Annotated in this window: 10 protein-coding genes; 7 read left to right on the forward strand and 3 right to left on the reverse strand. The window is 72.1% G+C overall.

The window, feature by feature from the left end:
• Positions 1-34: 34 nt before the first annotated feature.
• A complete protein-coding gene (locus tag BM144_RS11565; protein ID WP_092952526.1) occupies positions 35-988 on the reverse strand; it encodes a LysR substrate-binding domain-containing protein in 954 nt (317 codons plus the stop codon).
• Between the two features lie 124 nt (positions 989-1,112).
• On the opposite strand from BM144_RS11565, the gene BM144_RS11570 reads away from it, so the two are divergent.
• From BM144_RS11570 to purT, 4 genes are all read left to right on the forward strand, one after another.
• Positions 1,113-1,739 carry an FMN-dependent NADH-azoreductase gene (locus BM144_RS11570; RefSeq protein ID WP_092952315.1) on the forward strand — a complete coding sequence of 209 codons (627 nt, stop codon included), beginning with the start codon at positions 1,113-1,115 and terminating at the stop codon, positions 1,737-1,739.
• 49 nt (positions 1,740-1,788) lie between these two features.
• Complete coding sequence (locus BM144_RS11575) at positions 1,789-2,097, forward strand: YciI family protein (protein ID WP_092952317.1); 309 nt, start codon at positions 1,789-1,791, stop codon at positions 2,095-2,097.
• On the forward strand, positions 2,094-2,900 hold the full coding sequence (locus tag BM144_RS11580; protein WP_092952319.1) for an alpha/beta fold hydrolase: 807 nt from the start codon (positions 2,094-2,096) through the stop codon (positions 2,898-2,900). The genes BM144_RS11575 and BM144_RS11580 overlap by 4 nt, the downstream gene beginning before the upstream one ends.
• Before the next feature lie 138 nt (positions 2,901-3,038).
• On the forward strand, positions 3,039-4,244 hold the full coding sequence (purT, locus tag BM144_RS11585; protein ID WP_092952321.1) for a formate-dependent phosphoribosylglycinamide formyltransferase: 1,206 nt from the start codon (positions 3,039-3,041) through the stop codon (positions 4,242-4,244).
• A gap of 63 nt (positions 4,245-4,307) precedes the next feature.
• Here the strand turns inward: purT and xopAE are convergent, their stop codons facing one another.
• Positions 4,308-6,326 (reverse strand): type III secretion system effector XopAE, encoded by a 2,019-nt coding sequence (gene xopAE / locus BM144_RS11590; protein WP_217644340.1) that lies wholly within the window; start codon positions 6,324-6,326, stop codon positions 4,308-4,310.
• Between the two features lie 338 nt (positions 6,327-6,664).
• On the opposite strand from xopAE, the gene BM144_RS11595 reads away from it, so the two are divergent.
• Positions 6,665-8,569 (forward strand): S8 family peptidase, encoded by a 1,905-nt coding sequence (locus tag BM144_RS11595; RefSeq protein WP_092952323.1) that lies wholly within the window; start codon positions 6,665-6,667, stop codon positions 8,567-8,569.
• Between the two features lie 363 nt (positions 8,570-8,932).
• On the opposite strand, the gene BM144_RS11600 is transcribed toward BM144_RS11595, so the two are convergent.
• Positions 8,933-9,940 carry a LacI family DNA-binding transcriptional regulator gene (locus BM144_RS11600; RefSeq protein WP_092952325.1) on the reverse strand — a complete coding sequence of 336 codons (1,008 nt, stop codon included), beginning with the start codon at positions 9,938-9,940 and terminating at the stop codon, positions 8,933-8,935.
• Positions 9,941-10,265: 325 nt separating this feature from the next.
• Here BM144_RS11600 and ptsP point away from each other — a divergent pair, with 325 nt between their 5' ends.
• Positions 10,266-12,827, forward strand: a complete 2,562-nt coding sequence (gene ptsP, locus BM144_RS11605; RefSeq protein WP_092952327.1) for a phosphoenolpyruvate--protein phosphotransferase — start codon at positions 10,266-10,268, stop codon at positions 12,825-12,827.
• A 99-nt stretch (positions 12,828-12,926) separates the two neighbouring features.
• The gene (locus tag BM144_RS11610; protein WP_092952329.1) at positions 12,927-13,922 is read left to right on the forward strand and encodes a 1-phosphofructokinase family hexose kinase; all 996 of its coding nucleotides are present in this window, start codon (positions 12,927-12,929) and stop codon (positions 13,920-13,922) included.

A 13,922-nucleotide genomic window follows, 5' to 3' on the forward strand; every position in this document is an offset into this window, starting at 1 on the left:
AATGTGCCGCCCCGATCCTATCGGGCCCGCGGGGTCATCCGGGGAGCGGCGGCAGGCCCGCCGCGCCGCCCTGCGCGCCCCCCGCCATGGCCAGCGTGTCCGGCAGCGCGTGCACGAGGTGGTCGATGAACGCCCGCACGGCCGGCACCACGCCCTTGCGCGACGGATACACGGCATGCAGCTGGTGGGTGGGCAGCGCGTGGTCCGGCAGCAACGGCTGCAGGCGGCCCTGCGCGATGTCGTCCGCGCACATGTGGGCCGGCAGTTGCGCGATGCCCGAGCCGGCCAGCGCCGCGGTGTGCAGCAGGTGGACGTCGTCGCTCACCAGCACGGGCCGGTACTCCACCTCGGCCCAGTCGCCGCCGGGCGGCTGGATGCGCCAGCGCGGCGCGGCGCCGCCGGTGCCCCGCGGTCCCAGGCCGGGTGCGCCGACCAACTGCGCGAGCGTGCCGGGCGGCGCATGCCCCGCCAGCAGCGCAGGAGCGGCCACCAGGACCTGCGGGCTGGAGCCCAGCATCCGCACCACCAGGTCCGAATCGTCCAGGGCGGAGCGGATGCGCAGCGCCACGTCGTAGCCCTCGGCGATCACGTCCACGCGCCGGCTGGTCAGGTCCAGGTCCACCTGCACGCCCGGGTGCTGCCTGAGGAACGCGGGCAGCAGCGGGGCGAGGAACATGTGCGCCACGCCCACGGGGCTGCTCACGCGGATGCGGCCCGCGGGCCGGTCGGTGGCGCGCTCGGCCACGTCGAAGGCGGCCTGCGCGGCCTGCGTGACCGCCTCGCAGTGCTTGAAGAAGGCGGCGCCCACCTCGGTCACGCTCACCGCCCGCGTGGAGCGCTGCAGCAGGCGCACGCCCAGGCGCTGCTCCAGTTCGGCGACGCGGCGGCTCACCTTCGATTTCGGCAGCCCGAGCGCGCGCGCGGCGGCCGAGAAGCTGCCATGGGTCACCACGGCCGCGTACAGGCCCAGATCGTTCAGGTCCTGCATGGACATCTCCTGGAACAGACGAGCCGGCATTCTATGGATAGGACAAAGCGTCCTGAAAAGACCGTCTAGCAGGACAGTCCGCCCATCTCTACCGTAGAGGCATCCCATCCACAGGACCCCCTCCATGCAAATCCTCCACCTCGATTCCAGCGTGCTCGGCGACGCCTCCGCATCGCGCGAACTCACCCGCCACACCGTGGACGCCCTGCTGCAGCAGCACCCCGCCGCGCGCACCGTCTACCGCGACCTCGCCGCGGACCCCATTGCCCACCTCACCGGCCCCATCGCCGCGGGGTTCCGCTCGCAGGACCCGCAGGCGTTCGGCGCCGCGGTCCTGGCCGAGCACGACCGCTCCAGTGCGCTGGTGGGCGAGCTGCTGGACAGCGACGTGATCGTGATCGGCGCGCCGATGTACAACTTCTCGGTGCCCACGCAGCTCAAGGCCTGGGTCGACCGCGTCACCCAGCCGGGGCGCACCTTCCGCTACACCGAGACCGGCCCCATCGGGCTGACCCAGGGCAAGCGCGCCATCGTCGTCTCCACCCGCGGCGGACTGTATTCGGAGCCCACGCCCCATCCCATGGACTTCCAGGAAGCCTATCTGCGGGCCGTCCTGGGCTTCATGGGCATCCGCGAAGTCCGGACCGTGCGTGCCGAGCTGCTGTCCCGCGGCCCGGAACTGCGCCGCCAGGCGCTGGAGGCGGCGCGCGGCGAGGCCCTGTCCCTGGCCCGCTGGGCATTGGCCGCCTGAAGCGCCCGCCCGCCATCCCCCGACATTCCCCACCTCCGAGGCCCCTCCCATGCTCTACGCCGTCACCCTCACCTACATCCGCCCCGCCGAAGACATCGATGCGCACCTCGGCACCCACCGCGACTGGCTGCTGCAGCACATCCGATCCGGCCACATCCTCGCGGCGGGCCCGCTGGAGCCGCGCGTCGGCGGCCTGGTCCTGCTGCGCTGCAGCAGCCGGGCCGAGCTGGACCAGGTGCTGGCGCTGGATTCGTTCCACCTCCACGGCCTGGTCGATCGCGAGGTGCGCGCCTTCGAGCCGGCGCTGCGCGCGGCGGCGTTCCCCGCCGATTGGGCGCCTGGAAGCAAGGCGCCATGAGCGGGCCCTGCAAGGCCCGCGGGCGCCTGCGCCGCTGGGCCGTGGCCGCGCTCGCCATCGGCGCGGCCCTGCCGCAGATGGCCCAGCCCGCGCCGGCCCGGGGCGCCGGGCCGGGCGCGGGCGTGCGCGACATCGTGCTGGTGCATGGAGCGTTCGCGGACGGGTCCTCGTGGTCGCAGGTCATGCGCATCCTGCAGCAGCGGGGCTATCGCGTCGCCGCGGTGCAGAACCCGCTGACCTCGCTGGCCGACGACGTGGCCGCCACGCGCCGCGTGCTGCGCCGGCAGAAAGGCCCCGTCCTGCTCGTGGGCCATTCCTGGGGCGGTGCCGTGGTGACCGAAGCCGGCAACGACGCCGCGGTGAAAGGCATCGTCTATCTGTCCGCGCTGGTGCCGGATGCCGGCGAATCCGTGGCGGGGCTGCTGTCGCGCCTGCAGGCCCCCATGGAAGGGCTGGCGCCCGATGCGGACGGCTTCGTCTGGCTGGACGGCCCCGAGGCCTACCGCCGCATGATGGCGGCCGACGTGCCGATGGCGGCGGTCCGGCTGCTGGCCGCAGCGCAGCCGCCGATGTCGGCCGGTGCGTTCAGGGAACCGGTGGCCGCTGCGGCCTGGCGCGACCGGCCCACGTGGTACCTGGTGACCGGGCGGGACCGCGCCCTGGCGCCCGCGGTCCAGCGGACCATCGCGGACCACATCGGCGCGCGCGTGGCCTCGCTGCCGTCGAGCCACCTGTCGTTCGTGTCGCACCCGCGGGCCGTGGCGGACCTGATCGACCGGGCCGCCCGCGAAGCCGGGCGTTGAACAGCCCGGGGGCGCAGGCCGTGGCGGTGCGGGCGGCGCCTATGATGGCGGGCTCCGCCCCGCCCCACTGTGCAGAGCCCCGTACGGCGCGCCACGGGGGCGGCTTTTTTCGCGCCGCAACACCTTTCCTGACCTGCCATGCCCATCACCCTCGGCACCCCCCTCTCGCCTTCCGCCACCAAAGTCATGCTGCTCGGCTCCGGCGAGCTGGGCAAGGAAGTGCTCATCGCCCTGCAGCGCCTGGGCGTGGAAACCATCGCCGTGGACCGCTACGACAACGCGCCCGGCCAGCAGGTGGCCCACCATGCGCGCACCATCGCCATGAGCGACCCGGCGCAGCTCAAAAGCCTCATCGAGGCCGAGCGCCCCCACCTCGTCGTGCCCGAGATCGAGGCCATCGCCACGCCCATGCTCGAAGAGCTGGAGGCCGCCGGCACTGTGCGCGTGATCCCCACGGCCCGCGCCGCGCGCCTCACCATGGACCGCGAGGGCATCCGCCGCCTGGCCGCCGAGACGCTCGGCCTGCCCACCAGCCCCTACCGCTTCTGCGACTCGCTGGAAGAGCTGCAGGCCGCGATCGACGCCGGCATCGGCTACCCCTGCATCGTCAAGCCCGTGATGAGCAGCTCCGGCAAGGGCCAGAGCAAGATCGACGGCCCCGCCGACGTGCGCAAGGCCTGGGACTGCGCCATGGCCGGCGGCCGCGTGAGCCACGGCCGCGTGATCGTCGAGGGCTTCATCGACTTCGACTACGAGATCACCCAGCTCACCGTGCGCGCGCTCGGCGAGAACGGGCAGGTGGAGACGCACTTCTGCGAGCCCATCGGCCACGTGCAGGTGAGCGGCGACTACGTGGAGAGTTGGCAGCCCCAGCCGATGCGCACCGCGGCGCTGGAGCGCGCCCGCGCCATCGCCAAGGCCGTGACCGACGACCTCGGCGGGCAGGGCCTCTTCGGGGTGGAGCTGTTCGTGAAGGGCGACGAGGTGTGGTTCAGCGAGGTGAGCCCGCGCCCGCACGACACGGGCCTGGTCACGCTGGCTACGCAGCACCAGAGCGAGTTCGAGCTGCATGCGCGCGCCATCCTCGGCCTGCCTGTGGACACCACGCTGCGCAGCCCGGGTGCGAGCGCCGTGATCTACGGCGGCATGGAAGCCCAGGGCATCGCTTTCGACGGCGTGGACGAGGCGCTGCGGGTCCCTAACACCGACCTGCGCCTGTTCGGCAAGCCCGAGAGCTTCGCCAAGCGCCGCATGGGCGTGGCGGTGGCGTTCAACGCCAGTGTGGACGTGGCGCGCGAGCGGGCCCAGCTCGCCGCGGGCAGGGTGAAGCCGCGCAAGGCGTGAGCCGCGCGGGGCCGTCGGGCGCTTCCGCGGCAGCCGCCCGGGATCCGGGTGGGATGTCCGTCCTCAGCGGGCGATGTTCCACTCAGCCAGCAGTTCGCGGGCGCGCTGGTCGATGAAAGAGTTCGCATTCACCTGGGCGTGCTCGGCCTGTTGCATGGCTTCTCCCTCTCCGATGACGCCTTGCTCTGCTTCATCGGCCTGCGCCATGGCCCAGGTGGTGGCGGCTTCCTGCGCGGCCATGCCCAGTTCGTCCTGCATGGCGACATAGGCGCGCAGCGGCGGCCAGATCTGGGCCCGGCCGGTGAGCGGGTTGAGCCCTCTCAGCAGTTCACGGTGGCCCATTCCCAGCTCCTGGATCGAGGCCCGGAGAAACGTCTCGGCGTTCTTCGCATCCGGCATGCGCATGAGCTTATGTTCCAGGAGATGTGCGTAGGCCGTGCGCACGTCGACGCCACGGTACATGTCTTGTCCGCGCAGCACCTGGGTGGCGCCCTCTTCATTGAGCCTTCTGGGCGTGTTGGCCTGCAGGAATTCGGAAAAGCTGCTTCGGAACGTCTCGGAGGAGACGGCTTCTGCCACCACCTTGTCGAGCAACCGCAGGTCCGTCTCGGAAACCGGGTGGTGCAGCAGTGCAGCCCGTTGGGAAAGGAAGTTCGTCCATTTGCGGAAATCTGCCGCCAGCTCCCTATCGGTGCGATCAAGCCCCTGCGCAAGTGCAGCCAGGCGATTGGAAAGCGGCGTCGGTACGGCCCGAGGGAGCTGTGGCCTGCGGGTGGACGGGCCCGCACCCGCGCTGCGCGAGGGGCCGGGCTGGTCCGCTCTCTGGCGGCGGGGCGCCTGCGCCGCCTGCGGATTGCGCAGCTCGCGCAGTTGCCGTCTCAAAGAGTCCGGCACGAGAATCTCGCACTGCGCCGGCAGTCTCGCCAGCGAGGGCGGAAGGCTCTGCAATCCGGTGCCGGTGAGATCCAGCCGGCGCAGATGCCGCAGGTTTCCCACGCTATCGGGCAGTTGCGTGAGCGCGCTGCAATTCCTGAGCGACAGCGAAGTCAGGTTGTCGAGCCGGCCCAAGTCGTCCGGCAAAGCCCGCAGTTGCCGGTTGCCTTCGAGCTGCAGGCTCTGCAGTCGCGCCAAATCGGTCAGACTGGCCGGGAGCTGGCTCAGATGCGTCTGCGACGACACCGTCAAGGTCTGGAGTCCTGCCATGCGGCCGATGTCATCGGGCAGGCCTTGCAGATGGGACGAGTGGCTCAGTTGGAGCTCCCGCAGCCCGGTCAGTTGCGTGACGCTCGCTGGCAGGCGGGAGTATTCGCCGCTGTTCAGCGTGAGTTTGCGCAGGCTTTGCAGGCGGCCGATGTCCGCGGGCAGTTCGTGCAGCGGCAGCGTCGCCAAAGTGAGCGTTTTCAGGGACGGCAGTTGCGTCAGCGATGCGGGCAGTCGCCGCAGGGCCTGGCTCGAAGAAATCTCCAGATGGTTGAGCTGGCTCAACTGTCCCAGGCTCTCGGGCAGGGACTGCAGGCCCGTGCTGCGCAGCGTGATTTGCTGCAGCGATTGGATGCGGCCCAGGGCCTCGGGCAGCGAAGTGGCAGGTAATCCGAATTCCAGTTCGAGTCTGGTGCCGTTCGTCGCAGCGGCACGTTGCATCGCTGCGGCCACGCTGTCCAATATTTGCCGAGAGGTGTCTTCCGTGCCGTCGTGGAAATTGAGGCCCGTGCGCACGCTCTGCGCGCTTGGGCGGTTCTGCGCCAGCCATTGGTCGATCTCCTGCCCCACGCTGGCCGGCTGGCGCGTGGCCGAGGTGGACGCGGATGCAGCGGCCGCCGCCTCCTGCGAGTGCGCCTGAGATGCGGGCCCGGTGCGCAGCAGGCGCCCCAGGAAGTTGCCGCGCGGGCGGATGGTTTCCGGGCTCCTGGGCTCGGCCCCGCGCTCGGGCGAGGCGTGGTTGCGCCGCCGGCGCGCCAGATGTGGGCCGTCCAGGCTTTCCGGGGAGGGCGGAGTCAAGCGGGGCGGGGCCTGCTCCAGCGGTTGCTGCGACGGCGTGTTCGGCCGTTGGCGAAAGGGCGAGAGGCGGTTGAGAGGGTTCACGGGTCCGTGCGCGGGTGAAGGCGCTTCCATGAAAAAAAGAGGGGCGACCAACGCAGCGTAGTGCCGGCCGCCGGCCGCTCACGGCGCTGGCGCGAAGCGCGTGTGCTGCAACCGAATGCGCAGCCATGCGGCTCTCTCAATATTAAATAAATGTTAATTTTGCAAAAAATGAGAGTCGATTCGAAAAGAATTTGGTACTAATGCGGGGCTATCCGTGCCGTTTCGCATGGATGCAAGGTGTCGTCCATCGAAAGCGGCATGGACACTCACATCCGCTCGTGGGCGATTTGATGAAGGCGATAGTCTTGGCGCGGTGCGCCAGAGAGGTTTTTTTTCGAATGCTGCAAATTCAATACAATAAGCAGTTGCTGGCGTGGGGTGTGGGGGCGTTGTGCGCCCTCGGCACCAGCGCTGCGCTCGCCGCGCCGGACCCCGCCGGCGGCGTGGTGGTCCAGCCCGACAGCGTCGGTGCCGCGATGGACGGGCAGTCCTTCATCGATCCGCAACTGAAGATACTCTGGACGGAGTACCTGCGCCGCGGCGGCAATCTGGCCGCGCCCGCGGACACCGATGCGAAGGGCTTCATCGGACCCAAGGTGGTGGACGGCGTGGTCCGCATCGAGGCCATGTCCACGGGCGACGACGCCGCGCTGGTGGCCGACCTGAAGCGCCTGGGCGCGACCGACGTGCGGCAACAGGGCAATCTGGTGCTGGGCCGCATCGCTGTCGGCGGACTGGGCGCGCTGCGGTCGTTGCGCACGGCGCGCTTCGTGCGCCCCGCTCCCGAGCCGTTCGGCAGCGTGGGCTCCGTCACCTCCCAGGGCGATGCCGTGCAGGGCAGCGAGCGCGTGCGCCGCTTCCTCGGCCTCGACGGCTCCGGCGTCGTGGTGGGTGTGACCTCCACGGGCTACGACACGCAGGGCGGCGCCGCCGCCGACGTGGCGCGCGGCGACCTTCCCGGCCCCGGCAACCCGAACGGCCGCCTGCAGCCCGTGCGCGTGCTGAAGGACCGCAACGGCCCGGACAGCGACGAAGGCCGCGCGATGGCGCAGATCATCCACGACGTCGCGCCCGGCGCGTCGCTGGCGGTCTACATCCCGGAGAACGTGCAGGATCATGCCGACGGCCTGCGCGCCCTGGCCCGGGCCGGCGCGAACGTCATCAGCGACGACATGCTCTGGACCAACGATCCCTGGTTCCAGGAAAGCCCCATCGGCGTCGCCCACCGCGAGATCCTGGCCCGGCAGAACGTCGTTTCGATCAATGCCGCGGCCAACCTCGGCGACTGGTCCGCCGAAGGCAACTTCCGTCCGCTGCCCGCGCGCGACCTCACGGTGCGCGGCTTCGCCGCGGGCCGCTGGCAACTGCACGACTGGGGCGGTGGGAAAACCACGTTCCCGGTCACCGTGCACCGCGGCGGCCGCGTGCGCATCGTGATGCAGTGGGACGAGCCCTTCGCGTCGTTCACCCCGTCGCGCGCGGGTTCGGCGTCCGACCTCGACCTGTTCGCCTTCACCGAAGCGCAGGGCAGCAACATCGCCTTCCTCTCGGCAGCGCGCAATGTGGGCGGCGATCCCGTCGAGTACGTCTTCGCGTTCCTGAACCCGGATGCCACCGATGAGACCTTCACCATCCACATCGGCGTTGGCATGCCCGAAGGCGTCGGAAGCCTGCCGGGCCGGTTCAAGCTGATCGCGGAACCCAACGACATGGGCGTGGTGGACTGGCCGCGCGATGCGGCCTTCCATTCGGCCACCGCCGTGGGCCACAACGCTTCCGAGGGCGCCATCATCGCCTGCGCCGTGCGCTACTCGCAGGTGAACACGCCGCGCGGCCCGGTGGCAGAGCCGTTCTCCTCCACGGGCGGCTTCGCCCGCACGCGCGATGCGGACGGCAACCTGCTGCCCCGGCCGCTCGATACGCACAAGCCCGACCTGTGCGCGCCCGACGGCGTGGACACGTCGTTCTTCGGCTTCGACATCGACGGCAACGGCTGGCCCAACTTCCTCGGCACCTCCGCGGCTTCCCCGCACCTGGCGGGCGTCGCCGCGCTGATGCTGCAGGCTTCCGGGATGAAGATGCGTGCCGCCGAGGTGGCACCGGCGCTGCGCGAGACCGCGCGAGACATGGTGGATTTCAGCGATCCGCTGAGCGGGCCGGGCTATGACCTGCGCTCGGGCTACGGCTTCGTCAACGCCGACCTGGCGGTGGCGCGGGCGATGGCACTGCGCTACCGGCCCTGATGAGACGGCGGTGGCCGGCTTTCCCGCCGCCCGCCGCCGGCTTCATTGTTTCGGCAAGTGGTCGATCTCCCACCCACCGAGAAGCGCCCGGGCCCGCATTTCAGCCATGTCGTTGGCTTTCGCCCGGGCCGTGCCGGCCGGTGCCATGGCTTCGGGCTCGCGGATGGGGCCGCGGTACAAAAGTGCGATAAGAAAGAATGCGTTGGATCGGTGGCATGGCCGGTAGGCCGCCGGCGCATGCGATCCACCAGTGCCTGTCTTAGCGGAGAGCCATGCGCGGGCAGGTGCGCAGGGGAACATCGGATCGGCGGAGCGTGAAGGGCATCGGCCGGGATCGAACGCGTGCGGCCAGGCGCCGCGCACTCAGCGCCGCGCGATGTGCTGCCGCCCCGCGCTCGACCCCCGCACCACCAGTTCCCCCTCCAGCACCACCCGCCGCGCCGGCCGCGCGGGGTCCTGCATGCGCTGCAGCAGCAGCTCCGCCGCCGTTCGGCCGATGTCGTAGGTGGGCTGGGCGACCGTGGTCACGTCGAGGGCCGGCAGCGCGGTCCAGTCGTTGTTGTCGAAACCGGCGATGCCGATGTCCTGCGGTGTGCGCAGGCCCGCGGCCTGCACGGCCTGCAGGGCGCCGAGCAGCAGCAGGCCGTTGGTGGCGAGCAGCGCATCGGGGCGCTCTGCCGGCCGTGCCGACAGCAGGTGCGCCGTGGTGCGTTCGCCCGCGTCGCGCGTGGGCTCCACCCAGAGCGGTTGCGGCGCGATCCCGCGCGCGGCCAGCGCCTCGGCATAGCCCGCGTGGCGCTGCTGGCCGGTGGTGCTGTGCGTGCCTGCCAGCAGCGCGATGCGCTCGTAGCCCGACTGCAGCAGGTGCTCGGTGGCGCGGCGCGCGGCGGCATGGTTGTCCAGCACCACGCGGTCCACGCGCGTGCCGTCCAGCGCGCGGTCCACCAGGACGAGGGGGAAGGGCCAAGCCTCGGGGCGCAGGCGCTGCAGGCCCTCCATCGTGGGCGAGAGGATCACGCCGCTCGCCTGTTCGTCGGCCATCAGCTCCAGGTACGACTGCTCCTTGGCGGGGTTCTCGTCGCTGTTGCACAGGATCAGGCGCAGGCCGTGGCGGTAGGCCATGTCTTCCACGGCGCGGCCCACGTCGGTGAAGAAGGGGCTGCGGATGTCCGAGACGATCAGCCCCACGAGCGAGGCGCGGCGCTGGCGCAGCCGGCGCGCCGCGAGGTTGGGGCGGTAGGCCAGTTCGGCGATGGCGCGTTCCACGCGCTCGCGCAGCGGGGCGCGCACGGCGCCCGGCGTGGTGAGCACGCGCGAGACGGTGGTGGTGGACACGCCGGCATGCTGCGCGACATCCTTGATGCTGGCCAATCCGGGCTCCTGGGATGGAAACGAAGAACAAAGAAAAAAAGCGGGGCCGGCGGGGCAGGGCGATGTCCCGCACCGGATCCTTTGCAGGCATGGTAACGATTCCAGCCGCGAGCGGGCAAGTCGCGCATTCCCGGGGTGGGGAGAACGGCGAGTGCGGCGTGGGATGCCGTCCCGGCGGCGCGATCCATGGCGCGGAACATGCCATTTCATAGGTGTTTTCCCGATCACTCCTGGGGGAAAGGCCGGCGGCCGGCTTGCCCGGTGGCGGATCACCATTTCATAATCGGGCTTGGAATCGATACCAAAACTTCAGGAGACAGTGCCCATGTCCACCATTCCGGTCGAGGTCCGCCTGGGAGCGGCCCCGCACAACCGCGAGGACGCGGTGCGCGCCGCCGGCGCGCTGCTGGCGCAGGCCGGCCACATCCAGCCCGCCTATGTCGACAGCCTGCTGCAGCGCGAGAAGGTGGCCAACACCTTCCTCGGCGAGGGGCTGGCCATTCCGCACGGCATGGTGGAGGACAAGCACCTCGTGCGCCGCACGGGCCTGGCGGTGCTGCAGGTGCCCGCGGGCGTGCGCTGGGGCGACGACGCCAAGCAGGCGCGGCTGGTGGTGGCGATCGCCGCGGCCTCCGACGAGCACATCCAGGTGCTGCGCCGGCTCACGCGCGTGATGCGCGACGGCGCGCTCATGCAGCGGCTGGCGACCACGGGCGACGCGCAGGACATCGTGCGCGCCCTCACCGCCGATGCGCCGGCCGGCGAGCCGGGCGGCGGTGCGCAGGGCACGGCGCTCGAAGACTTTCCGCTGGGGCGCGAGCTGTCCCTCAACTACCCGAGCGGGCTGCATGCGCGGCCGGCCGGCGAATGGGCGCGCGTGGCCGGCCGCTTCCAGGCGCGCGTGCACGTGCGCTGCGGCGACACCGTGGCCGATGCCAAGAGCGTGGCCGCGCTGCTGGGCCTGGGCGCGGGGCGCGGCGCGCAGCTGCGGCTGTCGGCACAGGGGCCCGATGCGTCGGCGGCGCTCTCCACGCTGCACGCCACCATCGTGCGGCTGGGCGACGAAGAGGCGCGGCAGGCCGAGCTGTCGGCCGCGCGGCAGGCCCAGGCGCAGGGCCTGGGGCGCGAACTGGGCGACTGGCAGCCCGCGGCGCGGCACACGTTCACGGGCATCGCGGCCAGCCCGGGCCTCGTGGTGGGCACGCTGGTGCTCGCGGGCGAGACCGCGCTGGAGGTGGAAGACCGCTTCGCCTCGGTGGCGGCCGAGGCCGGCGCGCTGGACCGCGCGCTCGCCGCCGCGCAGGCGCAACTGGAACAACTGGCCGCCGACGCGCGCGGCGCGGGCCGGGCCGAACAGGCGGGCATCTTCGGCGCGCACCAGGGCCTGCTGCAGGACGCCGAGCTGCTGCAGGCCGTGAGCCGCGCGGTGGTGCAGCGCCACGGCGCCGCCTGGGCGTGGCGCCATGCGCTGAACGAGCGCGTGGCCGCGCAGCGCGCGCTGCCCGACGCCACGCTGGCCGCGCGCGCGGCCGACCTGCAGGACGTGGGCGAACGCGTGCTGCGCCACCTGCTGGGCCGCGGCGACGAAGGCCGTGCGGGCGACGGCGACGCCTGGCCCGACGATGCCATCCTGCTGGCCGACGACATCTCGCCCTCGGTGGCTGCGCAGATCGACACCACGCGCGTGCGCGGCTTCTGCACCGCGCGCGGCGGCCCCACGGCGCACACCGCCATCCTGGCGCGCGCGCTCGGCCTGCCGGCCGTGGTGGCCGCCGGCCCGGGCGTGCTGCCCGCGCAGGGAGGCGCCGCGGGCCCGGCCCTGGCCGGCGCGGTGGCCATCCTGGACGGCTACCGCGGGCGCCTGTACGTGGCGCCCAGCGAGACGGCGCTGGTCGAGGCGCGCGAGCGCATGGAGCGCCTCGCGCGGCGGCAGGAGGAAGAGGCGCGCACGCGCCGCGAGCCCGCCACCACCACCGACGGCCACACGGTGGAGATCGCCGCCAACGTGAACCGCGCCGACCAGGCCACGAAAGCGCTGGAGGCCGGCGCCGAGGGCGTGGGCCTGATGCGCACCGAGTTCCTCTTTCTCGAACGCGACACCGTGCCGGACGAGGACGACCAGTACGAGGCCTACCGCGCCATGGTGGAGGCCCTGCAGGGCCGGCCGCTGGTGGTGCGCACGCTCGACATCGGCGGCGACAAGCGCGTGCCGCACCTCGACCTGCCGGTGGAGGACAACCCCTTCCTCGGCGTGCGCGGCGCACGCCTCGCGCTGCGGCGCGACGATCTGCTGGTGCCGCAGCTGCGCGCGCTCTACCGCGCCGCGCGCCACGGCCCGCTGCAGGTGATGTTCCCGATGATCAGCACCGTGGAGGAAGTGCGCACGCTGCGCGCGCGCATGGAAGCCGTGCGCGCCGAGCTGCGGGCGCCCGCCGTGCCGGTGGGCATCATGATCGAGGTGCCCTCCGCCGCGCTGATCGCCGACCGGCTCGCGGCGCACGTGGACTTCTTCTCGATCGGCACCAACGACCTCACCCAGTACGTGCTGGCCGTGGACCGCCAGCACCCCGAGCTGGCCGGCATGGCCGACAGCCTGCACCCGGCGGTGCTGCGCCTCGTGGAGCGCACGGTGGCCGGCGCGCGGCTGCACGGGCGCTGGGTGGGCGTGTGCGGCGGGCTCGCGGGCGAACCGCTGGGAGCCGCGCTGCTCACGGGCCTGGGCGTCCAGGAGCTGAGCATGAGCACCGGCGACATCGGCACCGTCAAGGCGCTGCTGCGCCGCCACTCGCTGGCCGAACTGCAGGGCCTGGCGCGCCGCGCGCTGGAAGTGGACACCGCCGACGAAGTGCGCGCGCTGGGCGCGGAGTTGCACCCCGCCGCCCAATGACCGGAGGTTGTATGTCAATCGCTATAAAAATCATAGCTAACTATTCAATGGAATCGGCGGCATGCGCCGTTTTTCATTCCGATCTTGCGGAGGTGTGCCATGGCTGAGCCATCCATCCCGCGCGTCTTCACCGTCACGCTCAACCCGGCCATCGACCACACGGTGCGCGTGCCTGCGCTGGTGCCGGGCAGCGTGCACCGCGCTCTGGGCCAGCAGGTGGAGGCCGGCGGCAAGGGCGTGGGCGTGGCGGCCGTGCTGGCGGCGCTGGGTGTGCCCGCCACGGCCACCGGTTGGCTGGGCGCGGACAACGATGCCGTGTTCGCCGCCGCCTTCGCCGCGCGCGGCATCGCCGACGGCATGCTGCGCCTGCCGGGCGCCACGCGCACCAACATCAAGATCGCCGATGCCGGGCGCGGCGACTCCACCGACATCAACCTGCCGGGCCTGGCGCTGGAGCCCGAAGCCCTGGCGCGTGCCGAGGCCGACCTGTGCGCGCGGCTGCAGGCGCAGGTGCGCGCGGGCGACTGGTGCGAGCTGGCCGGCAGCCTGCCGCCCGGCGCCGATGCGGCGGTGTGGGAGCGCCTGGCGCGCGCCCTGGCCGCGCGCGGCGCGCACCTGGCCATCGACACGGGCGGCGCGGTGCTCGGGCAACTGCTGCGCGCGCTGGCCGACCCGGCGCGGGGCGCCGTGGTGCCGGTGGCCTTCATCAAACCCAACCGGGCCGAACTGGAAGAGCTGGCCGGCCGCGCGCTGCCCACGCTCGCCGATGTGGCCGGTGCCGCGCGCGCACTCTGCCGCGACCACGGCGTGCGGCAGGTGGCCGTGTCGCTGGGCGGCGAGGGCGCGGTGATCGCCACCGCCACCGGCTGCTGGCATGCCGCCGCGCCGCGCGTGCCCGTCGCCACCACGGTGGGCGCGGGCGATGCGCTCGTGGCCGGCACGCTCGCCGCCCTGTCGCGGGGGCAGGCCATGCCCGGCGCCGCCACCTTCGGCATGGCCTGCGCGGCCGCGCGCATCCAGCGCATCGCGCCGGGCCTGCCGCCGCGCGCCGAGGTCGATGCGCTGGCGGCCGCCATCGCGGCCACGCCGCTGTAA

Source organism: Paracidovorax konjaci, from assembly GCF_900112675.1.
Classification (GTDB): domain Bacteria; phylum Pseudomonadota; class Gammaproteobacteria; order Burkholderiales; family Burkholderiaceae_C; genus Paracidovorax; species Paracidovorax konjaci.